This is a genomic window from Methylobacter psychrophilus (assembly GCF_025583945.1).
Lineage (GTDB): Bacteria > Pseudomonadota > Gammaproteobacteria > Methylococcales > Methylomonadaceae > Methylobacter_C > Methylobacter_C psychrophilus.
Genome location: NZ_JAOEGU010000023.1, coordinates 37,210 through 62,002 on the forward strand (window position 1 = coordinate 37,210; position 24,793 = coordinate 62,002).

At 42.9% G+C, this 24,793-nt stretch carries 21 protein-coding genes; 10 read left to right on the forward strand and 11 right to left on the reverse strand.

Annotated elements, in window-relative coordinates:
* The first annotated feature begins 148 nt into the window (after window positions 1-148).
* The 3 genes from alaC to thrC all read left to right on the forward strand — a co-directional run bounded on the left by alaC (window position 149) and on the right by thrC (window position 3,812).
* The gene (gene alaC / locus N7974_RS12075; RefSeq protein WP_262965855.1) at window positions 149-1,345 is read left to right on the forward strand and encodes an alanine transaminase; all 1,197 of its coding nucleotides are present in this window, start codon (window positions 149-151) and stop codon (window positions 1,343-1,345) included.
* Window positions 1,346-1,412: 67 nt separating this feature from the next.
* A complete protein-coding gene (locus N7974_RS12080; protein WP_262965856.1) occupies window positions 1,413-2,723 on the forward strand; it encodes a homoserine dehydrogenase in 1,311 nt (436 codons plus the stop codon).
* A 9-nt stretch (window positions 2,724-2,732) separates the two neighbouring features.
* A complete protein-coding gene (thrC, locus tag N7974_RS12085; RefSeq protein ID WP_262965857.1) occupies window positions 2,733-3,812 on the forward strand; it encodes a threonine synthase in 1,080 nt (359 codons plus the stop codon).
* A 397-nt stretch (window positions 3,813-4,209) separates the two neighbouring features.
* Here the strand turns inward: thrC and N7974_RS12090 are convergent, their stop codons facing one another.
* Window positions 4,210-4,455, reverse strand: a complete 246-nt coding sequence (locus N7974_RS12090; protein ID WP_262965858.1) for a YfhL family 4Fe-4S dicluster ferredoxin — start codon at window positions 4,453-4,455, stop codon at window positions 4,210-4,212.
* Between the two features lie 8 nt (window positions 4,456-4,463).
* Window positions 4,464-4,943 (reverse strand): pantetheine-phosphate adenylyltransferase, encoded by a 480-nt coding sequence (coaD, locus tag N7974_RS12095; protein WP_262965859.1) that lies wholly within the window; start codon window positions 4,941-4,943, stop codon window positions 4,464-4,466.
* Window positions 4,944-5,401: 458 nt separating this feature from the next.
* On the opposite strand from coaD, the gene N7974_RS12100 reads away from it, so the two are divergent.
* From N7974_RS12100 to N7974_RS12110, 3 genes are all read left to right on the forward strand, one after another.
* Window positions 5,402-5,680, forward strand: coding sequence for an Lpp/OprI family alanine-zipper lipoprotein (locus N7974_RS12100; RefSeq protein ID WP_262965860.1), 279 nt, complete (start codon window positions 5,402-5,404; stop codon window positions 5,678-5,680).
* A 364-nt stretch (window positions 5,681-6,044) separates the two neighbouring features.
* Window positions 6,045-6,917, forward strand: coding sequence for a transglutaminase family protein (locus tag N7974_RS12105; protein WP_262965861.1), 873 nt, complete (start codon window positions 6,045-6,047; stop codon window positions 6,915-6,917).
* A gap of 160 nt (window positions 6,918-7,077) precedes the next feature.
* On the forward strand, window positions 7,078-7,452 hold the full coding sequence (locus tag N7974_RS12110; RefSeq protein WP_262965862.1) for a VOC family protein: 375 nt from the start codon (window positions 7,078-7,080) through the stop codon (window positions 7,450-7,452).
* A gap of 37 nt (window positions 7,453-7,489) precedes the next feature.
* On the opposite strand, the gene N7974_RS12115 is transcribed toward N7974_RS12110, so the two are convergent.
* The 8 genes from N7974_RS12115 to pabB all read right to left on the reverse strand — a co-directional run bounded on the left by N7974_RS12115 (window position 7,490) and on the right by pabB (window position 19,209).
* The gene (locus N7974_RS12115) at window positions 7,490-9,649 is read right to left on the reverse strand and encodes a zeta toxin family protein (protein ID WP_262965863.1); all 2,160 of its coding nucleotides are present in this window, start codon (window positions 9,647-9,649) and stop codon (window positions 7,490-7,492) included.
* 324 nt (window positions 9,650-9,973) lie between these two features.
* On the reverse strand, window positions 9,974-10,309 hold the full coding sequence (locus N7974_RS12120) for a hypothetical protein (protein ID WP_262965864.1): 336 nt from the start codon (window positions 10,307-10,309) through the stop codon (window positions 9,974-9,976).
* An 84-nt stretch (window positions 10,310-10,393) separates the two neighbouring features.
* Window positions 10,394-10,876, reverse strand: coding sequence for a Spy/CpxP family protein refolding chaperone (locus tag N7974_RS12125; protein ID WP_262965865.1), 483 nt, complete (start codon window positions 10,874-10,876; stop codon window positions 10,394-10,396).
* 773 nt (window positions 10,877-11,649) lie between these two features.
* Window positions 11,650-12,486: a response regulator gene (locus N7974_RS12130; RefSeq protein WP_262965866.1), complete on the reverse strand. Its 837-nt coding sequence runs from the start codon at window positions 12,484-12,486 to the stop codon at window positions 11,650-11,652.
* Window positions 12,483-16,061, reverse strand: coding sequence for a PAS domain S-box protein (locus tag N7974_RS12135; RefSeq protein WP_262965867.1), 3,579 nt, complete (start codon window positions 16,059-16,061; stop codon window positions 12,483-12,485). The genes N7974_RS12130 and N7974_RS12135 overlap by 4 nt, the downstream gene beginning before the upstream one ends.
* A 108-nt stretch (window positions 16,062-16,169) precedes the next feature.
* The gene (locus N7974_RS12140) at window positions 16,170-16,889 is read right to left on the reverse strand and encodes a Crp/Fnr family transcriptional regulator (RefSeq protein ID WP_262965868.1); all 720 of its coding nucleotides are present in this window, start codon (window positions 16,887-16,889) and stop codon (window positions 16,170-16,172) included.
* Window positions 16,890-17,281: 392 nt separating this feature from the next.
* Complete coding sequence (locus tag N7974_RS12145) at window positions 17,282-17,836, reverse strand: amino acid kinase family protein (protein WP_262965869.1); 555 nt, start codon at window positions 17,834-17,836, stop codon at window positions 17,282-17,284.
* The gene (gene pabB / locus N7974_RS12150) at window positions 17,833-19,209 is read right to left on the reverse strand and encodes an aminodeoxychorismate synthase component I (protein WP_262965870.1); all 1,377 of its coding nucleotides are present in this window, start codon (window positions 19,207-19,209) and stop codon (window positions 17,833-17,835) included. Before pabB ends, N7974_RS12145 begins: the two co-directional genes overlap by 4 nt.
* 397 nt (window positions 19,210-19,606) lie before the next feature.
* Between pabB and N7974_RS12155 the strand changes: the two genes are divergently transcribed.
* On the forward strand, window positions 19,607-20,296 hold the full coding sequence (locus N7974_RS12155; protein ID WP_262965871.1) for a DUF2959 domain-containing protein: 690 nt from the start codon (window positions 19,607-19,609) through the stop codon (window positions 20,294-20,296).
* An 85-nt stretch (window positions 20,297-20,381) separates the two neighbouring features.
* Here N7974_RS12155 and N7974_RS12160 read toward each other — a convergent pair whose 3' ends face one another.
* A complete protein-coding gene (locus tag N7974_RS12160) occupies window positions 20,382-20,816 on the reverse strand; it encodes a hypothetical protein (RefSeq protein WP_262965872.1) in 435 nt (144 codons plus the stop codon).
* 108 nt (window positions 20,817-20,924) lie between these two features.
* Here N7974_RS12160 and N7974_RS12165 point away from each other — a divergent pair, with 108 nt between their 5' ends.
* The 3 genes from N7974_RS12165 to N7974_RS12175 all read left to right on the forward strand — a co-directional run.
* A complete protein-coding gene (locus N7974_RS12165) occupies window positions 20,925-22,664 on the forward strand; it encodes a GTPase domain-containing protein (RefSeq protein WP_262965873.1) in 1,740 nt (579 codons plus the stop codon).
* A complete protein-coding gene (locus tag N7974_RS12170; protein ID WP_262965874.1) occupies window positions 22,645-24,264 on the forward strand; it encodes a GTPase in 1,620 nt (539 codons plus the stop codon). The genes N7974_RS12165 and N7974_RS12170 overlap by 20 nt, the downstream gene beginning before the upstream one ends.
* Before the next feature lie 96 nt (window positions 24,265-24,360).
* Window positions 24,361-24,793: hypothetical protein (locus N7974_RS12175; RefSeq protein ID WP_262965875.1), on the forward strand; the 433-nt coding region annotated here is incomplete at its 3' end.

Genomic DNA, 24,793 nt, shown 5'->3' on the forward strand with positions numbered 1-24,793 from the left:
TTTATTTGCCATAAAGTGTTAATAACCGTAATTTAGAATTTTTTTGTGATGTTTTACCAATCATTTAATGCTTTAAAAGCATTGAATATTTTGCAGGACATTATATTTTTTTAATCTCACTTATACCCGGGTCGCTCAAGAGCTGTTAATGGAAGAATTTCATAGAATAAGTCGTTTACCCCCCTACGTTTTTAATATTGTTAACGAGTTAAAAGCTAAAGCCCGAGCGGCGGGAGAAGATATTATTGATTTTGGCATGGGCAATCCTGATCAGCCTACGCCCAAACATATCGTTGATAAAATGGTTGAAGCAACGTTGCGTCCTGATACGCACCGCTATTCAGTGTCCAAAGGTATCCCAAGGTTAAGAAAGGCTATTTGTAATTGGTATAAAACCCGTTTTGATGTCGACCTGGATCCTGAAACCGAAGCGATTGTCACCATTGGTTCCAAAGAGGGTTTGGCGCATTTGGCTTTGGCGACACTGGGCCCTGGCGATGTTGTACTGGTGCCAAATCCGGCTTACCCGATACATCCTTATGGTGTAGTCATTGCTGGTGCAGATTTAAGGCATGTACCCATGATTCCGGGTGGCGATTTTTTTGAAGAGTTGCAAAAAGCCATTGTTGATTCATGGCCAAAACCCAAAATGTTAATTCTTAATTTTCCGGGCAATCCCACGACTCAATGTGTGGAACTGGATTTTTTTGAAAAAATTATCGCCGTTGCCAAAGAACATCATATCTGGGTAGTACAGGATATTGCTTATGCGGATATTGTTTTTGATGGCTACAAAGCGCCATCCATTCTTCAGGTTGAGGGCGCAAAAGACATTGCCGTAGAATTTTTCTCGATGTCCAAAAGTTATAACATGCCGGGTTGGCGTGTGGGTTTTATGTGTGGTAACAAGGAACTGGTTTCTGCGTTGGCACGGATTAAATCTTATCTGGATTATGGCACGTTTACACCAATTCAAATTGCTGCCATTGCCGCTCTTGAAGGCCCACAGGAATGTGTGGCAGAAATAGCCGATATGTACAGAAAAAGACGCGATGTTTTGTGTGAAGGCTTAACTGCCGCAGGATGGCCTGTTGAAAAACCAAAAGCAACCATGTTTGTTTGGGCGAAGATTCCCGAAGCTTATCAAGACATGGGTTCATTGGAGTTTTGCAAAAAATTACTGGCAGATGCAAAAGTGGCCGTTTCTCCGGGTATCGGCTTTGGTCAGTATGGAGATGATCATGTCCGCTTTGGTTTAATCGAGAATGAACACCGGACACGCCAAGCGGTGCGCGGTATTCGCCTTATGATGAAAAAAGACGGTATTAAACAGGCAGCCAAGTAAAACTGTAAGGGCGATAAAATCGCCCCATTCAATTGGAACGTGAACGAATTTTTAACTGGAGCTTAATTTGAAACCGGTAAAAGTAGGTGTATTAGGACTGGGTACTGTCGGTGGTGGTACAGTCAATGTGTTAAAACGTAATGCGGAAGAAATTGCCCGCCGTGCGGGTCGGGAAATAATTATCACCCGAGCTTCTGCAAAGGATTTAGATAAAGAACGGATTTGCGATACCCAAGGCATCATTTTAAGTACTGATCCCATGGATATTATTAACGATCCCGAAATTGATATCATCCTTGAATTGATTGGTGGTGCAGGGCTTGTTAAAGAAATGGTCTTAAAAGCTATAGACAATGGCAAGCATGTTGTCACGGCCAATAAGTCGTTGATCGCTTTACATGGTAACGAAATTTTTGCCAAAGCCAGTGAAAAAGGTGTCATCGTGGCTTTTGAAGCTGCTGTTGCCGGCGGTATTCCTATTATCAAAGCTATACGTGAAGGCTTAAGCGGTAATCAAATTGAATGGTTGGCGGGTATTATTAACGGCACCGGTAATTTTATTCTGACCGAAATGCGCGATAAAGGACGGGATTTTTATGATGTATTAGCCGAAGCGCAAGCGTTGGGCTATGCGGAAGCTGATCCGACTTTTGATGTCGAAGGTATTGATGCCGGACATAAATTGACTATCTTGGCCTCGATTGCTTTTGGCATCCCTTTGCAATTTGAGCAAGTTTATACCGAAGGTATTACCCAAATTACCCGTCTTGATGTCGAGTATGCCGAACAATTGGGCTATCGAATCAAACATTTGGGTATTGCCAGAAAAACTCCTGAAGGCATTGAATTAAGAGTGCATCCCACCTTAATCCCCGAGCGTCGATTGATAGCTAATGTTGATGGTGTGATGAATGCCGTGTTGGTTAAAGGTGATGCCGTTGGTGCGACTCTTTATTATGGTGCTGGCGCTGGTGCAGAACCGACTGCCTCAGCTGTGGTTGCCGATGTGATTGATGTTGTGAGAGCGTTAACCAGCGATCCTGAAAATCGCGTACCGCATCTGGCTTTTCAGGCCGATTCATTGGCTGATATTCCGATCTTGTCTTCCGAGCGCTTTAAAACGTCGTATTATTTACGTTTGAATGCAGAAGATAAACCGGGTGTATTAGCCGACGTCACCAGAATATTGGCAGATCATCACATCAGTATTGAAGCTATCATCCAAAAAGAACCGGTAGGCGATGAAACTGCGATACCGATTATTTTGCTGACGCAAATCACGCTGGAAAAAGAAATGAATGCCGCGATTGCTGAAATCGAAGCACTGCAAACCGTTACCGGAAAAGTTAATCGTATTCGCCTGGAAACTTTGAAATAAATAAATATCATGACTACACAAAAACATTACACTGGATTAATTGAGCGTTATAGAGACCGTCTGCCGGTCAGTGCAACAACGCGTATCATCAGCTTGAATGAAGGAAGAACGCCGCTGATTCAATTGCAAAACATCCCCCGAATGATAGGCAAAGACGTTGAAATTTATGTCAAGTTTGAAGGCTTAAATCCAACCGGATCATTTAAAGACCGTGGTATGACCATGGCCGTTACCAAGGCTGTCGAAGACGGCAGTGAAGCCATTATTTGCGCTTCAACCGGTAACACCTCGGCTGCTGCTGCTGCCTATGCGGCTCGGGCAGGCATTAAAGCCTTTGTATTGATTCCCGAAGGTAAAATTGCTCTGGGCAAGCTGGCGCAAACCTTAATGTATAACGCCACCATCATTCAGATTAACGGTAACTTTGATAAAGGTATGGCACTGGTTAAAGAAGTGGCTAACCATGCTCCTGTTACTATTGTTAACTCCATTAATCCGTTCAGAATTGAAGGCCAAAAAACTGCCGCTTTTGAAATTGTTGATGAACTGGGTTTTGCGCCTGATTATCACTGTCTGCCCGTTGGCAATGCCGGTAATATTACCGCCTACTGGAAAGGCTACAACGAATATGCAACCGATCGTGTTTGCGGTAATCGTCCGGTTATGTGTGGTTATCAAGCCGCTGGCGCTGCGCCTTTCGTAGCCGGCATGATGATTGATAATCCTGAAACTGTCGCGACCGCCATTCGTATCGGTCATCCACAATCTTGGGATTTTGCCTGGGCTGCCCAAAAAGAGTCTGGTGGCTGGTTTGACAAATTTAGTGATGAACAAATTTTGGCGGCACAAAAAATGTTATCGCAATATGAAGGTGTGTTTTGTGAACCCGCCTCAGCAGCTTCATTAGCGGGTGCCCTGCAAGATATAATCTCCGGAAAAATTCCTGAAGGCAGCAAAATTGTTTGTACCTTAACCGGTAACGGTATTAAAGATCCTGAAATTGCCATGCAACAATGCGCAGATGCCAAGCCGGTAACTATTGATGCCAGTCTGGATGCTGTTAAAAGGGCGATTCTGGATTGTTTGTAAAAAAATATTCGCAATGAACCACAGGAATTACATAGCCATGGATGGCAGAAAGCGGTTGCCGAGATGCCAAGAAAATATTTGGTCGGCATCTGCTCTGGCCTCTCTCCCAAGCCCTATAGATATACTCCGCGCGGTCACGGATGCGGAAAATAGAAACACATTAACCCTTGGTAATATATGGTGTTAAGCACATTTAAGAATCCGCAATAGTGACCGCGCGGAGTATATCTATAGACTTTCAGAAATTAAATGTGCAATTCACATTACTGTAAGCTTATACAGATATCATCCCTTAAAGGGATGGTATCTGTCGATAAAGAAATTCTTTACCTGAAAATGTGTAACCGCTTTTGAATTTCAGATAATAAAATCTGTAAATTCGATTGATAGAAATAATCTATTGCGTCAATTTTAAATACTTTTGATATAGCGTGTCATGGTCTTCAACATGCATGATATCTTTATCGATACAATCAACCGGACAAACTTCAACACATTGTGGCAAGCCATGATGCCCAACACACTCGGTACATAATTCCGGATCAATAATATAAATGTCCTCGCCTTGTGAAATGGCGGCATTTGGACATTCGGGTTCACAGACATCACAATTGATGCATTCATCATTAATAATAAGGGCCATCTTAATTCCTAACTAAATTTCTCTATTAAACGCTGGAGTACAGGCTCAGGGACAAAACAGGATACATCGCCCTTAAGTTGTGCAATTTCTCTGATCATGGTTGAAGAAATAAATTCATATTGTTCAGCAGGCGTCAGAAACATGGTTTCCAGTTGTGGAGCAAGCCGTCGGTTCATTCCTGCCAATTGAAATTCATATTCAAAATCGGATACTGCACGCAAGCCTCTTAAAATGACATTGGCACCCTGCTGTCTGGCACAATCAACCAACAAGTTATCAAAACCAATAACCTCGACATTAGAAAATTCGGGAGTAACCAGCTTTACCAGTTCGACGCGTTCATCTAGCGAAAATAAGGGGGTTTTCCCTCTGTTGACTGCCACAGCAACAATAACTTTATGGTATAGTTTTGATGCCCTGGCAATGATATCAATATGTCCATTAGTAACAGGATCAAATGTACCGGGATAAATTGCGATAATTTGCATAGTCTATAGCTTTCAAAAAATTCGTTAATTTTATACCAAGGCACTGGTTTAACATACTCATTTAATTAGAATTTTAGCGTAAGGCAGTAATATCAATAATAATGACACTATTGCCAGACCTTTTTGTGTCACAAGCCACATTCCCTGTTACTTACATTATGGGTAGCCAATCGACTTCTATGATGAATACATAACGTCCCTAATATTTGCTGTCTTCATCTAATCTTAATCAAACCTGCAGGCTTTTTTTCATCTTGTTCGTGTAACCTTGATGCAGTTGTAGCAACTTGTGTATAACGCTGGTCGCGATGACTTTAATGATTAACGGTTTCAACTATTTATTATTAGATACCAACAAAATCAGTATTTAGCGAATGTGTCATTCTGATTAAATAATATTGGATGCCTCTAAACAAAACACTACCAAGTAGTAATAATATTGGGTAAGGAAAAATAATATGAAAAAAGTAATAAAATTAGCAATAATTGGTTTGGCTTTCAGTCTACTTGGAGCTTGTGCAACGACTTCCGACGTTGAAAATTTACAGTCGCAGGTAGATGGTCTGGATACGTCTGTTAAACAGGCATCAGCTGATGCAGCTAATGCACAAGCTACCTCTGCGGATGCAGCTACCAAAGCAGAATCAGCAGAGACAGCCGCTAATCGGGCCGCACAACTATCTAAAGATGCCAATAGCAAATTAGATAGAAAATTTAAAAGATCCATGATGAAATAGATCCCCATTGCTTTAGTGCAAAAATAGCCTGGCAGGAAAACTACCGGGCTATTTTTATACCTTATTTTTAATAATTGTTGTCCGGCTTTACTCTTCTATATTATTCTCTCCTGCTTTTGCAGAAAATTGCGATTTCTCATTTATTCTATTAATATTTCTTAACAAGCTTTCATGGCTGGCATGGAAATATTTTTCTCAAAATGGCCTCTTTCGTACCATGATCTTATGCACTTAGAAAGTGGGTAATATCGTCATAGTAAGTGAGTTTTTTATATTCTCGATGGTAATAAACTACGCAGTTTGGAATATTGTGGCAAAATGCTTATCAAAAATAGCCATAATATTTATCACTGGAGTTGTATAAATGCGCCGTCTGCAAATAAAGCATGTGACTACTTACGAATATGCACAAGCGGTAACCTTGTTGCCACATAAATTACTGTTACGTCCTCGCGAAGGCCATGATGTTCGTATTGAATCGGCTGAGTTAACCATTTCTCCTGCCCATCAATTGCAATGGCAACGTGATGTGTACGACAATCCTGTAGCATTGGCAACTTTTATTGAGCCAAGTAACCAACTTTCTATCAGCAGTTGTGTTGTTATTCAGCATTATGACAATCAACCCTTGGATTTTCTGGTAGCAGAGCATGCGGTCTATTTTCCTTTTCAATACGATGTCGCAGAACGTATTGATTTAAGCCCTTATCTGTCAGTGATCTTTGATCAAGATCATGCCATATTAGATTCGTGGTTACGACAATTTTGGAGCACTGGTCAAGTTGTAGAAACCTATATTTTGCTTGAATGGATCAATAAAGCCATTGCCACCGGATTCACTTACCAACAACGCGAGGAACCGGGGGTTCAGACACCGGCAACGACGTTGGCAAAACGTACCGGATCTTGCCGTGATTTTGCGACGTTGTTCATTGAAGCTTGCCATTACTTAGGGTTGGCAGCACGTTTTGTGAGCGGCTATGTCTATTCACCAACGCTCCCTCAGGGCCAGGGTGCAACCCATGCATGGTCAGAGGTTTATCTGCCCGGTGCCGGTTGGAAAGGCTTTGATTCAACCTCGGGTTTGCTGGTTGGCAACCATCATATTACGGTGGCTGTGAGTCGCCATCCCGAATCGGTACCCCCTGTCTCCGGCTCGTTTATAGCCGCCCCAACTGATAACCCGCAGTCGCCTATAATGAACGTGGTTGTTGAAGTAGTCGCCATTTCTGATTAACGTTACTTAAGTTGCTGCTACATTCAAGGCTGCCTATATTCAGTAAGGTTAACTTACCGATAGTGGTTTTATGTGCCGTGCTTTACAGTCAAAATGTAATTTACAATCGAGTGTCAGACGGTATAATTTCTTACCTATAAAAAGATAGATCATTCAATTAATGTTAACGAACATACTTTCCCTGAACCACGCCAGTTTTATTGTTGCCGATTTAGATATTTCGCTGGTATTTTACTGTAAAATTTTGGGCTTACAGCAAATCGACAGACCGGATTTGGGTTTCCCCGGCGCATGGTTTCAACTGGGTGCTCAGCAAATTCACTTACTTCAGTTGCAAAATCCAGACCCAATAAAGGGGCGGCCTGAACATGGTGGACGTGATCGTCATGTTGCTTTAAATGCCTTGTCACTAACGCCGATTCAGGATGCCTTGAAAAAAGCCGGTATTGTTTATACGATGAGTATATCGGGACGAAGAGCACTTTTTTGCCGGGATCCAGATGGCAATACCGTGGAAATTATTGAGCAAGCATAATTTCTCTTTATCTGCCATCCGGTTTATGCAGGCTTAATTAATCCTGAAGCCGGGTCATCCAAGGATCCTTGGTATAAGGATCAATATGAAAAGCCAAGGATTCAGGTTTATGTAACAAGCCTTCTTCACCCGAGGCATTAGGGTTTAATTGTCTTTTTTCGACAAAGTCGACCATCCGACGTGTATTATAAATCACCAGTACACGATTGCGATTTTTACCCGGATAAATTTGAAAAGCCACGTTATTTTCGGTAAATACGGTATTTCTGTTGATGAGTGCTTCAAGGTGACTTTCATCACCTTGAGCCAGATTTTTTAAAATAGAGTCTTCACGGTTCCTGATTAGAAGCTTCAGGTATGTCATTAATGTACCTGCTAACTGATGTTTCTGGAGCGCCCTGATATCCTGGCCAGAAAAAGCAAAGCTTTCGGCGACGAGATAATGCCGGTCTTTTTCGCCATCATTGGCAAACAGTGATATCTTGTCCAGGTCTTCATGTTCCAATGCGTTTAAAAATGATCGGGGTACGCGAATATGTTTATCTACCGTAACTACCCAAGGTAGTGCGCGGCCGGTTGTTTCAAAACGTTCTTTTACGCTGGTGATAACGCTGCTTCTTATTAATTCGTTTTCACGGCCTTGAGGTTTAATAATAAAAGCATCTACTGCTGTTATTTGGGTATAAAAACCATATTCTTTAAATTGGTTGACTATGCTGGAATAGCGGGGTTGGTAGGGAATGCCGGTACCATCATAGAGAATATTGATATGACTTTTCTTGGCATGATCGGCAACCAAATCACGTAGTCTGTTGGCAAAAGGTTCTACATAAACGTAGTCGTCACTATGATGACTGGCGGCAGTGAGAATTTTGTACAGATCGCTTTTTTTACGAAACTCATCCAGTGAAGCAATAACAAAATTATCTCTGCACTGTATCTGTGCAATTTCTTCAACAGCGGTTTTTCCTGATCCTGCGCCGCCCATTGCCATAAATAACGTAGGCTTTGCATCAGCAATCTTGCCTTCAAAGAGCTTATCTTTCGCTTCATCGAGTTTTTTTATAATTTTACTCAGTCGTTCATAGGCTATTTCAATGGCCCGCTCTAATCGTATATCGCCATTGGCAGCAGTTATCATTTTGTCTTTAAGCGCTTCATTTTGTGCCAAATTAAATATCAGAGCCTTATCGCCTTCGCATTGCTTGAGCAGTTGTAAAACTTCTGTATGGCCGGGAGAACGTAATCCGGTTAACATGTTAATATCAAGACAAAAGAGTGGGGCAGCTCCATTTTCGCCTATGCTGATGCCGTCAATTTCGTAGTTTCCAGAGTGCCGTACGGCTTCTGTGCCGGGTAGATAACCAATCATATTTTCGGCAGCACAGAGTGGATAATCAGCAAAATGCTTGCCGGCGATAAAGAACTCTTTTTTAATGTGATTTATCGGTATCAGGCCACCGTTTACCGCAACCAGGCATTCTATACCGGCCTTTGTGGTATGTGACAAAAAAGGGATGCCATAGACAAACTTCTTGTTTTCCGGCCATTTTCCATAAGCGTTGGCTTTGTTTTGCAGGCTTTTACAGCGGGTTGGATCAAGTGCATGTTCAAAGGCCTTTGTGATTTCTCTGAGTGTGCTATCAGGATTATGCAAGGCGACGGCGTCATAAGCTTCAATTCGCCTGAAATCTATGCCCTGTTCATAAACACTCTTGATTGCCGGTAATTTACCCAGCATGGTTAAAAATAAATCAAGTGTTATTCTGTTGCCATAAGTGAAGGGTCTTACACTGCGCATTTTTTGGTAAAAAATGGCCAGTCTTTCAGCAATATCTTCCGTTCTGATAACAAAGCCATTATTGTCAAAAATTGCCGTATCCTGATTCCCGTCGTCATCTAAAACCAGGCATTCTATGGTTTCACGAAATTCTTTTCTTTTATCTGCATCAAGCATGGTACCAGGACGATGGCAAACGGTGGGTTGTTCTTTCCAATCCTGAAAAATTGTCCGGTGAATGCGTGAAAAAAGTTCTGTCAGATAAGTAACGCGCTTTGTTTGATCATGCGATACTGTTCCTTCAGCCTCTTGCTGCAGAGTGGGTAATAGTTGTAAACCCTGATAAATCGCTAATGCGGTGCGCAATTTTTTCAGTTGCTTATAGCCTGTAACTGCAGGAACAGTGCTTTTAGTCATATTTTCAGCCTTTAGAGCATCGATTTTAATTTTGATGCCATTGTAACTGAACAATCTTCAACTAAAGCGTGTAGTTTTCTATAGGGATAGATATTAATACTTATGAGGCCAGCATTTTAAACAACCAGGAACCTTAAACGAGCTTAAGCAAAAATTCTTCGCTGTAATGATCAATGATAAATTTACACACTGGATTGATATCAGGATGAGTAAAAATTCTCGTTATGGCTTGGTGCTGGTATTTATAAGGGGATTTTAATGACTTGAAACCGAGGTGATCAAAGCCCATCATTCGCGAACAACGGGCTTTCTTTATTAATGTATTTACCGAAGGTTTAGTGGCAAAAACAAGTTGATGCCTGGTGACTGCTGCGGTGCGTAATATACTGGGGGCGGCACGTAGACAGGTTGTGCATAGTTATAATTATGATTGTAATTGTATCCTGATCGGTATCCCCTATTGTTATGATGCTTGCCACGCGAGTTATGATTGCCACGATTGCCATGTGATCCTTGATGGCCGCCCCGATGGCCTTTATCTCGATCAGCGAATGCTGTTGATGGCGATAAAAGACTAATTAGTGATGCAAAGATCAGTCCGATCAATACCTTATTGGCAATTGATCTGGAAAATCCGGTTTTTTGTGTTAACGTTTTCATATTGACTTTCCTTTTCTGGAATACTTGATGCGATTACGGACCTAAGGCTGAACTTGCCTGATTTGGATATCACGGTATTCGTCATTATTTGCCAATAGACTTCTTCTCACTATTCTTGTGTTCACCCTTACGGAAGAAGGTATCCGCTTCTTTTTTCTGTGCGTCGGACATACTGGCATAGAGATCGGCAAAAACAGGCGTTAGTTTTTTGATACCGTCTGCATGAGCTTCAACGATCTCGCCATAGGATTTAAGGTCATCGATAGCATTCATATCATCAGCATGATCGGCTCTGGCTTGAGTAAGGGCATCCATGATTTTTGCATCATCAAGCATTGTGTGGGTAACCTTTGCCCACTTTGCTTCCTGTACCTGGGTAATCTTTAGTTTGGTATGCATATCTTTGATGCGCACTTCAGTGCGATCTTCGTGAGCATCTTTATCAGTGGTCGTCGCAGCAAAGGTTAGTCCCGGAGCAAAAGCCAAGGCCGTAGCCAGAGTCACTGAGGTAACAAGACGTGCGCTTGCGTGAATTAATTGATTATTGGTTAATTTAAAGGTTTTCATGAATAAATCTCCAGTAGCGTATTAAAAAAGGATTAAATTGCTCAAAATTTAATTAGCGATCAGATCCCATGTATTACTTAGCCTCCCAAGGTTTTTCTATGGAATAACCTTGGTTAAAGACCTCTCTGTCATTGCAATCAAGAGCCAAGTTTCCAGGTAATTTTGTAAGCTTTGGGACAGGATAGGCGAAAAGCTGACTATAGTCCGTACGTTAACGAACATAGGATTTTTCAGAAATTAAATTTCCGATTGACGTCACCTGAGGTGATTTCCTGCGAATAATATATTCAGTTTACTGGTCTCGTTATTCATTTACTGCGTTGTCAAAATAGTTACGTAGCCACCAGCTACGCATCTATTTTTACGCCTCGGTAACTGCTCCTGCATCTCTTAAGGAGCCTACTGTTGGTGCTCTAGCTCCTGCATAATCCACAGGGATGTTGTGAATGCAGAGTTTGCAGGAGCAAATATCTGTCCTTGCAGTCGTTGTAAATAAATAAAAATCTTGCGTAAAGTGAGTCTGTTTATTCTTGGATATCACCTTAGGCTTACAAGATACCATCCCTTAAATGAATGGTATCTGTATGAGCATCAAAATTATTTATGTGAGAATCTATAACGAGGGTGCAAGCTTGCTTATATCGGACAACATGGCTAAGAAATTTACGCCGTATTGATTATTGGCATTTTTATAATCTGTTAAGCAAGATTTGTGTACACAGGAGAAGGTGTTTATGTTTTTTTTAAGGCAATAATTTTTACTTGTTGGCAAATTATGCTTCGTTGGAACGCATGGTTTCAGTTACATCCTTACCTACGCCACGGTAGCAGGTAAATCCACCAGAGGAGTCGAATATCGGCTCGCCGCTGACCATTAAATATTGCCGAGAGCCATCGGGTTTGATGCGGCTGTAGACAAAATCCAGAAAAGGTCGTCTGGCAACCAGCTTGGCCTCCAGTATTTCTCGCTCGTCCTCATTCCAGAGTGCGCCGTGATCATCTCTTATGTTACCTAGTTCATCATCGACCTTGATTCCAAGCATTTCAAGTACCGGACCAAAAATTTTGGTGAAGTTTCCTTCTGTATCCTGCTCCCAATACCAGTCTGATGACAGCTCGGTCAGGCGACGAAAACGTGCTTCGCTTTGACGTAGCTCGGCAGTCCGTTCCAGCACCTTTTGTTCCAAGGCTTGATTGTTAAGTTCAAGTTGCTTGTACAGCAGTCGCACTTCCAGCATATTATGAATGCGTGTTTGTACTTCGAGCAGATCAAAAGGTTTACTGACAAAATCTTTTGCACCAGAGGCCAATGCCCGTAATTTGTGATTCGGCTGTGCAGTAATCACCAATATTGGCACATAGCCATCTGTTTGGGTTTCCTTAAGGGCTTCCATTACCTCAAAACCATCCATACCAGGCATCTGTAAATCAAGAAGGATCAGATCATAATGGTCTTTTTGATGCAATGCACAAACTTCATAGGGGTTATTTGTCGAGGCAATGCAGCGATAGTCGGCCTCACGCAGCATTTCTGCAAGCAGTTGCACGTTGGCTTGCTGATCATCAACGATCAGAATGCTGGCATTAAGAATATCTTGTGTGCTAATCATGGTGTTTGTTCGGTTTCATTGGTATCGAGCAATCCTGGTTCAGAAAAATTCAGAGCATCGTCCAAGGCATTGATAAATTCATTAACCTTGATGGGTTTGGTGAGATATCGAAAAAATCCCGCTTCCAATCCTTTTTCAATATCACGGAGCATGGCATTGGCGCTGAGAGCAAGAACGGGAATATGCATCGTAGCCGGATCTTCACGTAAAATTTTCAGTGCCTGGATTCCGCTAATTCCGGGCAAATTAATATCCATCAAGATTACATCAGGTAGGTGGGCGCGTGCAAGAGCGACACCTATATTACCGTCGCATGCGCTCAACATGCGCAGATTAGGGTGATGCTCAATAATTTGTTCAACCAGCATCAGGTTGGCAGGATTGTCTTCTACATAGAGCAGGGTGCGCTGTGCTGAATTTTTCCAGGCTTTTGGCATTAATTCTGCCGGCATTACATGGCCTGCAGCAAGCTGCGGTGTAACATCTCTAAGTAGTTCAATCCAGAACTCGCTACCCTCTCCAACAGTACTTTCTACACCGATGGAACCACCCATTAGTTCAATCAATTGCTTGGTTACCACCAGTCCGATACCGGTGCCTTGCTCGGTGCCGGATTCTTGTCCAAGACGATTAAATGGCTGAAATAGTTGCGACAGTTGTTCCGAAGATAAGCCAAAACCGCTATCTTTAACGCTGATACGTATGCGTTCTGAAGCACTTGCCGTGCATTTCACCTCAATCGTTCCCTGTTCACGGTTGTATTTGATGGCATTGGAAAGCAGATTGATCAGAACCTGCTTTGCTCTGGTTTGATCGGCATAGGTAAACCAAGTGTTATCGAATGGTAGAAAAGTCAGTTTAATATCACGCTGTTGCGCTTGTGGTTCCATCATCGCTTGGCATTCTTGCATGATAGCTGTCAATGAAACAGGTTCCAGCGACAATGATAATTTACCTGACTCGATTAATGCGAGGTCGAGTATTTCGTTAATCAAATCCAGTAGATACCAGCCCGCTTTAATAATCTGGTGTAGCCTGACAATCTGGACATCAGTGGGCGGCGGTGAGCCAACTTCGAGCAATTGGGCGAAGCCGAGGATGGCATTGAGTGGTGTGCGCAACTCATGACTCATACTGGACAGAAAATCTGATTTTGCCAGGTTGGCTTTTTCAGCTAAAGACTTGGCGCTTTCCAGTTCGATATTTTTGTCATGGAGAACCTGATCCAGGCGTTTGCGTTCGGTAATGTCGCGTGCTGCAGCGAATACACCTTCCAGATTTCCGTCACGATCGTAAAAAGTGGTCGCATTGTAGGATACTACCGTTTCCTTGCCACTTAAGGCACAAGCGGTAAGCTCATAGTTGGTGAGCTTCTTTTTGCTAAGTACCAGCCTGATAGCAGTCTCGGCCCTTTCCGGTTCAGTAAAATGGTTCTTGAACGGCGCACCGATCAGTTCATCTCGCGTACAATCGGTCAGCACTTCCATTTGCTTGTTAACATCGGTAATGATACCGGACAAATCGGTAGTCATAATGGCGTCGATATTGGCTTCAATCAAAGAGCGGGTGTAGAACTGTTGATCTCGCAGACGTTGATCGAGACGTTTTTGCTCTGCTTCAACCTGTTTTCTAGCGGTATTATCAGTGCCGATCAGCAGGTAGCCAATAATAGTGTTTCGGTCATCACGCAGCGCGGTGACCGAGACGATCGCAGCGAAGCGACTGCCATCTTGACGAATATAGGTTAGCTCATAAATATCTTCGATACCTCGTGAGGCCTTGAATACCAATGCTTCAAAGCCTGGTGCAATAGCGGTTCCAAATTCAATGCTTAATGCTTCGGCACGGACAATCACTTCATTCGGATCGGAAATATCAGCCGGGGTAATTTTGTTTATCACGTCGTCGGCTGTATAACCGAGCATGTGTTCGGCGCCAACATTGAAGATTTGAATGACGCCTTTTGCATCAGTGGCGATACTTGAGAAATTGGCACTGTTGAAAATCGCGCTTTGTAAGGCACTTGCCTTGAGTAGTGCTTCTTTAGCCTGCTTGCGTGCAGTGATATCCCGTAAGATACCGGTAAAGTGTCGCTGACCACCCAACCACATCTCGCTGACTGCCATCTCCATCGGGAAATCGCCGCCACTTTTGTGCTTGCCAATCACTTCACGGCCCAAACCTAAGGCACGAGATTCTTCGCAGGTACTGTAATAGTCCAGGGAACTGCTTATATTTTTATGCTGATCTTGATCAAGTTCGGGAATCAACAGGCTAAATTCTTGACCAATAAGTTCGCCTGCACTATAGCCAAATATTTGCTCGGCAGCCGGATTAACGGTTTCAATAATGCCGCTGGCAGCATTAAGGGTTATGATGCCATCGACCACGGTATTGAGTATCGCCTGAATTACTGTCGTACTGTCAAGCAAGGCCTGCTGAGCCGCGTATTCTTCAGTAACATTACGAAATACCAGTACGGCTCCGATTACTTGATTATTCCGGTCTCGAATAGGCGCACAACTATCGGAGATATCGTATTCGGTTTTATCGCGTGAAATTAGCACGGTGTGATTAGCCAAGCCTTGTATAGTGCCATACACCAAGGTTTCCGTTACCGGGATAGTTGCGAGTTGACGGGTTTCTTTATTGATAATGTGGAAAATATCGGCTATCTTGCATCCGGTAGCTTGTGCGAGTGTCCAGCCGGTCAGTTGTTCGGCAAGAGGATTAAGGAGTGTGATACGGGCTTCGGCATCGGTGGCTATGACTGCATCGCCAATAGAAAAAAGCGTAACGGCAAGCTTTTCTTCGCTGGCCTGCAAGGTTGCATTGGCTTGCTGCAGTTGGCTATTCATCGCCTCCTGAATTTCCAGTGAATTCTGTGTTTCAAGATGCACTAAAGCCTTAAGCCGATGCTGTGCTTCGCGATAGATTAACAAGGCGAACCAAAGTGTAAACAGCAAGGTAAAAAGACTGGCAGTAACAATGATGGCAAATAGATGGCGCATATTGGCCTGGAATTCTACTTCACGCTGAGCCAGCGTACCTTCCTCTATCTTGATAAGGCTACCAATCTCGTTACGAATTGAATCCATCAATTGTTTGCCATGGCCACCATTAATAATTTCCAGCATGGCTTTCACATCATTGTGGCGTCGTAACTCAATGACTTGAGATAATGCTGCCAATTTTGCTTCCACTAATGCCGGCAGTGCCTCTTTGTGTTGCTGTGCAGTGCTGGTTAACGTCAGTGAATTTAATTCTTTCAGATAGCCTGCGATATTATCATGAGCTAGCAAATAAGGTTCTAAAAAGACTTCGTTACCGGTCAGCGAATAACCGCGTTGTCCGGTCTCTACATCTTTTAATGCCGACATCAACAGGTTTGCCTGCTCAATGATATTGTCGGTGTAATTTCGTGCCTCAGCGGCTGTTTCTATTTGTCTGAAAGCCCAGAATGTTGTTACTAATACCAGTGCAATCAGTAGCACTGCGGTAATGAAAGAAGCACCAATTTTAAGCGTTGCTTTCGAGGAATATTTATCCTTTGCTGAACTGGTGTTGTCATTCATAAGTGTAAAATAGAAATTTTTTGGACATAGTTTATCGTTATGAAAATGGTTAGTAATCTGGAAGCAAATATGGCCAGAAGCGATAATTGCAGAGAAAAACTAATTGAGTTAACGTCTGACTTTGCTATCACAAAGCAGGCGATGAAATTCTTTTTTGACGGCATCGTAGCATTCACAAGTATTTGACTCTAAGCCCAAGCGGTCAAGTACCGTGATGTGGCCACGGCGGTAACTAATAAAGCCTGAGCGCTGGAGATCCCCGGCAGCTTCCGTGATGCCTTCGCGACGAACACCGAGCATGGTGGCAATCAGTTCTTGGGTCATGGTCAATTCTTGTGCGGGCAATCGGTCAATCGTTAACAGTAGCCAACGACATAGTTGTTGCCCTATGGAATGATGCCGATTACAGACTGCAGTTTGGGATATCTGGGTAATTAAGGCTTGGGTATAACGCAGCATCAAATGTTGAAATATGCCGTAATGATTAAATTCCTCCATCATAAATTTTTCTTTCAGTCGATAACTGTAGCCCGCAGTTTGCACGGTGGCACGGCTGAGCGTGCTATTGCCGCCCATAAACACTGAAATTCCCAATATACCTTCATTACCCACGCCGGCGATTTCAGCCGACGCGCCATTTTCCATAACGTAGTGCAGAGAGATGATGGCAGTGGTCGGAAAATAGACATATTGCAGTTGGTCGCTGGATTCGTAAATAACCTTGCCGAGCGGCAACAAGATCAGTTCCAGTTGTGGGCTTATACGTTCAAGTATTTCTGCGGGCAGGGTGGCAAGAAGATGGTTTTGATCAGGCGTCTGTAGTGGCATACCAGAGATTGTTTTTATATTACTTTTAAGCATGCAACCAACAGATAAAAATTAAAGAAATAGCAGAAACGAAACTTAAAATTGTAAAATTTACATTCATGGCATCTTTATAACACAATAGGTAAAAATGAGTAAAAAATATTATTATTCTGCCATTTAATCAATGAAGTTATGCTGATAATTATGTAGTCAGCTTCATTACATAAAGCCAATAAATTAAAGTAATCATGCAAAAAAAACGAAATATATGAAATAATTTGACGGTTATCTTTCTGTCGAGTTGTCTTCAAATATCGATAAACCACGTTCGACTGCGTAAATATCTTTGTTGCTTGATATTACTGAATTATTTTCGTATCTTTCATGGACAAATTATTTTTTTCGGGTGGGTATCAGCAATCTTGCTGGTTAATAATGTTTATTTTAAAAGTCGCCTGCCTGACAATATCGCAAAAGCCTTGATCAATGATGTTTTGTTCAGCGAGTTTTTGTAAGCTTAGATTTTTATCTATGCTTGCTGATTTAACCAAAATAAGTTCTTTCGCCGAGAGTACGCCGGCTAACCAGGCCGCCAGACTGTCCGAGGTGATATCCCAGGATGCTGCAATCCCCGCCTGATCCAGCTCAACAATATCGGGTGACCAGATGACAATTTTTTGCCGGGATAATTGTTTTTTAATGTCTGTGACTGAACGAGCGATAGTAAAATACCTTTTAAGCCCCTTAATTAACAAGGCCATCTGCTGCATGGCTAATATCGCCATACTGTGGGCGGTATTGTCGTCAAACTGCCAGCGTTGTTGAGCCAACCTGACTTGATCGGCAAATGCACCGCCCCCCGGAACAATAACGATGGCGTTAGGCGCATAATTTTGTTCCAGGCTATTTAGGCATTTAATCAGTGATTCTGAGTGGGAGAGACTACCGCCCAATTTAACAATGATCATTTTTTTGTCAGTTGTTGCAGTAAATCCAGCAATGCAGCGGCTTTGTCAAAGCTTTCCTGATATTCCTCGTCAGCCACTGAATCATTAACGATACCGCCACCTGCCCAGCAACGAATGGTATTTTTGGAATGGACGAGGGTTCTAATGGCAATATTGGTATCCATATTGCCATTAAAGCCGATATAACCGATGGCTCCACAATAAACACCGCGTCGGTTAGGTTCCAGTTCTTCAATGATTTCCATGGCACGAATCTTGGGTGCACCGGTAATTGAGCCGCCAGGAAAGCAGCTTTTTAATAAATCCATGGCATGCTGATCATCAGCCAATATGCCGGTTACGGTACTGACTAAATGATGCACCGTCGCATAACTTTCTATGGTAAATATACTGGGAACTTTTACGGAGCCTTTTTTGCAGGTTTTGCTGATGTCATTACGCAGTAAATCAACAATCATCAGGTTTTCTGCCTTGTCCTTATCGCTGTTTTCAAGGGACTGGATTTGTTGCTGATCTTCAGTGCTATCTTGTTTTCTGGGACGCGTGCCTTTAATTGGTTTAGTTTCAACAATATTTTTGGCAAGTTTTAAAAAACGCTCAGGTGATGAGCTTAAGATTTGCACTTCAGGAAAATTAAGATAACCACTGAATGGTGCGGCATTTAATTCACGCAGAAGTAAATAAGCCGTCCAAGGATCGCCTTCGCATTCAGCGACAAAGCGTTGTGCCAGATTCACCTGATAACAATCGCCTTCTTTAAGATATTGTTTAATGCGCTTAAAAGCCTCGGTGTAAGAAGACTTGTCCATATTGGATTTAACCGGGCCAAGCACTTTAAAAGCGTCATATTTTTGCTGTTCAGGCAAATAACTAAACTGTGCTATCAACGCTTGCCATTGTTGTTCATCACAGCCATGCCCGACCAATCGGCTTTGCTGTTGTTGATGATCGACAATAACCGCCCATTGATAAATGCCGATAGTCATATCGGCAATATATTCGGCATCTTGGGCAATAACCGGCAAAGTCTCCAGTCTGCGGGCCAAATCATAAGAAAAATAACCGATGGCTCCACCATTGAAAGGGCAGTCCTCATCAAGGACAAAATCAGGCATCAACTGTTCTTTAACCAGATCAAAGGGATCGGCACTGGATCTTATCGTCAGGTTATCACGAGTAATTTCTGTTATACCACCATGCGTTATCAGGGTACATATCGGATCCGTTGCGATAATATCGTACCGGCCTTGATGGCTTGCAGGAAAGCCGCTATCCAGAAAAACGGACCAGGGTTCTCCGGCAAGCGAGGAAAATAACGCTGAACTATCAGCAAAATAAGGCAATGGATATGTACGTTGTTTTTGTGGCGACATTTATGGGGCAGTTTGGGTGGATAAACGAAATAACCTGAAAACTGATCGGGCAGCTACCAGGAAAAGAATTTGTTTAAGGCGTGTTGCTTCATTTTATAAAGCGGGAGTGCAAAAATTTTGTGTAAACACTTTTATGCCTCAGCTTTAAGTGCCTAATAGTAAACTTATTAATGCTTGGTTTCCAGTCACGTTATATTATAGGACTACTTTTGGAAGGATTCTTGCTGACAGTAGTGATATTTTGGCTGAGTAGCTTTTAGTCTTCAGCTTTATTAATAAGGTAACCGGATAGACCAGGCATTTGCTTGCCGTTGGTCACAATCCAGTAAACGCTTATAATAAGGCTATACAAAAAACCGGTAACTCACCTAACCGCTTTCATTACAGAAAAATTCCAATGGCTGACACTGACAAATTATCAAGCTCGTTAAATTTTATCACGCGGTTTTTTTTAAAAAAACTCAGAACGGTTTATTTCCGCGTCAGAGAATCAATAGGTGAGCATAAACGTGAAATTGTTATTTATCAGGTCGAACAGGCTTGTGTCAGCCTTAAAGAAACCAGGGATGAATTTGAAGATGCGCTGGAGCGCTTTAAAATTTTGGTCTGTATCAATGAAACTGGTCTGGAGCATAAATATAACCAGCTTAACCGGCAATATCAGTTTTGTCGCTCAAAATCGGCTGCTGTCAGCGCTAAAATAAGCGCCATACAAGAAGTCAGTGAGGCATTATTTGTCGAATGGGAAGCCGAGTTAAATGAATATACTAATCGGGCTTTACGTAACAGTAGCAAGCAACAGTTAAAAGCAGCCAGACAAAATTATGCCCGGCTGATTAAAGCCATGCAACGGGCCGAAAGCAAAATTCAGCCCGTGCTGGCCGCATTTAAAGATCAGGTGTTATACCTGAAACATAATCTCAATGCGCGAGCTATAGCGGCATTGCAACATGAGTTTATTGAAATCAGTATTGATATTTCTCAACTCATTCAGGCAATGGAACAAACCATTATCGAGGCAAGTCACTTTGTTTCCGCGCTGGTTGATAAAAAAATTATCGAGCAGAAAGCGTTGCCTGGTCGTTAATCGTGTGAGCAGTTTTTATCATGGTTAACTTAACGTAAACCAACTACTTTATTCCCGGTATTTTTTATGTGCAGTAACTTTATTATTAGAGCTTATACATTACTGAATCATTAGGCTTGTTTTTATTTTGATCATCTTTGGAAGTATTTTTTTTGTTATCCTGATCTATTCTTTCTTTACCAAACTTGGCAATCATTTCCTCCCAGCTTGAATAGGCCTCATAACCTTTAAAGCCGGCTGCTTTTCGTTCCTGATATATTTCTTTGCCCAGCGCAATAATCTCGTCAGGGGTTTTACCGTCAACGGCACTCAGAAATTCTTTATCATCTTTTTTTGCATCCCTGATCGTCCAAAAAGAGACTTCAAATTCAATACGTGTATCCGGCGGCAAGCGATTTTTTAAGCCCTTTACTGATCGATAGGCCATGCTGGTATTATGACCATTTATTTCTTGCCCTCTACCGCAGGCGATTAAAGTTGCGCAGCTGAGAATAAGCAGCAGTGCAGGTAATTTTTTCATAAAGATAACCTCGAAATTAGGTGGCAGGTATATGTTATGTAATTTATAACGCCAGATCACCAAACAAAGTAAAATGGGTCAATTATTATAACCCTGAGCTAAGCTTACATGCTGGAATTTATTCAATTATTAAATCAGCGTTACCAAACAGTTTTAAGTCAATCGGGTAATGAGGCGGTCAAAAGTGCTTATCAACAACGTATCGATCAACTGATCTTTACAGAAGCCTTTATCCGCAAAGGTCAGTTGCTTAACGCAGCGCCCAAACAACCACTACAAATGACAGTGGTAGGCCCCACACAAGCAGGCAAGAGTTCTCTGGTTAATGTTTTGCTTAATAGTGATGATGCCGGCGTCAGTCCTTTGGCAGGTTACACCATTCATCCCCAAGGTTTTTGTCTTGGCGTAAACGTAAATGATTGTAGCGGTTTACAGCGCTATTTTGGGCGTTTTCAACAGCTACAAAAAAACGCGATTCCAAGAGACCGGCATGACTGTTATTCCTTGACTGAAACAACGGCGGATTCTGCACTATTGCCTGATGGTGTATTATGGGATACACCGGATTTTGATTCGATAGATTCGGCCGTTTACCGTGAAGGTGTTATCAGGGCGATGGTGCTGGCTGATATTATTATTCTGGTGGTCAGTAAAGAGAAATATGCTGATCAATCTGTCTGGGACATTATGGCGACGCTTGAGGGACTGCACCAGCCAACGGTTATTTGTTTAAACAAGTTGAGTGAAGGTTCTGAAAGCTTATTGCTTGAGTCATTAAAACAAAAATGGCAACTGACCCGGCAAGATGCGTTTCCTGAAGTCGTGCCGTTGTATTATCAAAAAGACACGGGCGTGCCGCTCTGGCCAACAGCCCAGCAAGCCTTGCTTAAAGATCTGGCCGGTAAGGTTGATCATCAAAGACAGGCGCGTTTGGAACAGGATTTACTGCAAAAACATTGGCAGACCTGGCTGGAACCGGTTATTGCCGAGCATCATGCGCAAAAAGATTGGCAGGAACTGGTTAATGAGGCCATCAGGCAAGCGGTGGGAAATTATCAGCGTGATTATTTAAATCATCCGCATCACTATGAAACCTTTCAACAGGCTTTGGCAGAGTTATTAACGTTACTGGAAATCCCCGGCCTGGCAGGTGTTTTAACCGGTGCCCGTAAAGTGCTTACCTGGCCGGCACGGCAAATAATGAAGCTGGGACGTAAAAGACTGCATATTGCCGATAGCAGCCAAGAAATTATTATATTAAAGCAAATAGCCGAGCATGTGTTGATTCAACTCGCTGACCGGTTGCTGGATAATAGTGAAGAAGGTCAGCAACGCTTATGGTGGAAAGAGTTTAGTAGTTTACTGCGTCGCCAGCGACAAAGTATTTTGCAGGACTTTAGTGCCGCAGCAAAAATTTATCATCTGGATTTTCAGCAGGATGTAGAGCAAACAGCGCAGGATTTATATCTCAAACTCCAGGAACAACCCCTGCTTTTAAATAGTCTGCGAGTCACCCGGGTAACTACCGATGCGGCGGCTATTGCCCTGACAGTACATATGGGCGGTATTGGTGTGCATGATCTGGTTTTTGCGCCGGCAATGTTGGCAGTGACTTCACTGTTGGCTGAAAGCGCCATCGGCGGCTATATGCATAAAGTAGAGCATGACTTAAAACAGCATCAATTAAAGACCGTAAAACAGGCGCTGTTTGTGGACAATCTTGGCTTGAAATTGTTGGCGTTGCCTGAGCAGTTATCACGGCTGCATCACTTTAATATTTCCCCTGGTCAGGTACAAGCAGCTGAACATCAACTTATAGAAAAGCGCCATGGCTTACGATTACTCTAATTTAGTAGAAAAAACCCAACACTGGGCCGAGCAAGCTTGCACTGCAGGCTGGCTTAATGCCGATAACGCAGTCGCGTTACAGCATTTTGATACCCGAAGCCCAGAAGCCTTGTTTTCCGGTTCCACTTTGGCAATGCAAGCGGGTACAAGGCCGCTTATTGTCGCCTTTATGGGCGGCACCGGCGTGGGCAAAAGTTCCTTGCTTAATCGTCTCGCAGGGCAGGCCATTGCCAAGGCAGGCATAGAGCGACCCACCTCACGCGAAGTGACGTTGTTTCATCATCGCAATATCGCCATACAGAATTTTCCGGAGCAATTACCGCTCGCTACAATTCGTGTTGCGCAACATGATGATGAGACCAAAAAAAATATTGTCTGGATCGATATGCCGGATTTTGACAGTACTGAACACAGCAATAAAGCGCTGGTTTTGCAGTGGTTACCGCATATTGATGTGCTTGTTTATGTGGTTAGTCCCGAGCGTTATCGGGATGAAAAGGCTTGGCGTTTACTGCTGGCAGAAGGTGCGCGGCATGCCTGGTTGTTTGTTCTTAATCAATGGGATCGGGGGCAGGATGAGCAATATGCAGATTTTAACCAACAATTGCATAAAGCGGGTTTTGCCGCGCCCATTATCTTTAAAACCGTGTGTACCGAGGGGCCTAAAGACGATGAATTTGCCGCATTAGAAACCACTATACTGTCTTTGGCGACCGGGCATATTATTGACCAACTGGAACAACGTGGTGTACAGGTACGCAAAGACGAGTTACAGAAAAAACTGCAAAATACCGCAAAATTGCTAGGTTCCTGGCAAACTTTTCAACAAGTCCCCGCGTTGTGGCAGCAGCAATGGCGAGAAACCGTGAAACTTTTGCAACAAGGTTTTGCCTGGCCCATGAAACAGATGGCCACTTACTATGCACAGCACGCGGCTGATTTAATGAAAAATCCGCCGACTCAGCAAAATTCCTTATGGGATGCGTGGGCACAAGCCCGTTTTGACGATGCTCTGGATGAATTTATTGGCAAAATTGATGAGCAGGGCTTGCCGGTTTTGCCATTTAAACAGCAGATAATCGCCGTGCGAGAAAAAGCGCCTAAAATCATGCAAACACAAACTGAACTGGCAGCAAGGCAAGCCTTGGCTAATCCCGGTAACGCCTTACAGCGCGTATTTTTAAAAGGCATGCGTTTTGCCGAAATATTTTTGCCGTTGCTGGCCATGACGTGGGTTGGTTATAAAGTATTTATGGGTTATTACACCAGTAACATGGCCGAAAATCACTATCTGGGGGTGGATTTTGCTATTCATAGCAGCCTGCTGATTGCCATGACCTGGTTAATTCCGTATTTTATTTTAAAAAAGCTCCAGCCTTCCTTACAAAAAAGTGCCTTAAAGGGTCTCAATAAAGGTCTGCTTAACGCTTTTAGCGTGATAGAAACCGAAGTTTTACAGGTAGTCGACATGCTTGTTGAGCAACATAAAGACCAGATAACAAAGCTTGCAAAGATTATGGAACAATGTGCAGCAACTGACGGTGAGCAAAAAGTAGTCGTCGATAGCGACAGCCCTTTAACACGCATGTTGATGAAATAACGGCCGTACGACTTATCAATTGTAGGGTGGATTCATCGTCAGGCAATCCGCCACATAATTGCTGGCTGTCATCGGTGTTATGCGTGAATTGGCGGTTTGCCAGCGCGAAATTGTCCTGCGTCATGTTATGTTTTTGTTACTTTTTTATCAAAAATAAAGTCCGGCATCAAGCAAAATACCGCCACTAAAAATGCTTATCGGCTAAATCTGGAAGACTTGCCGGGGAGTCTGGGCAATTATGTCAACCTGATTGCCCAAGGTGACCTGGTTAAACTCGATAGTACCTGTTTTATCATTTCAAAAATTCCCGAACCGGTCGGCATTTTGGAGGCACCGCCGTCATTTAATGTCTTTTTTGGCAATAATTCCGGTGAGGTCAACATAGAAATCGGCATTGTCGAGCGGGCTTCCGGTTATATTGTTTTGTATTCGGAGCTGCCGGCACCTGCCGATAATGAACATTGGAACAGCAAGCTGTTCTCAAAATCCAAAGGCTTGTTGACCAACTTAAAAGCTGAAAGCAAATATG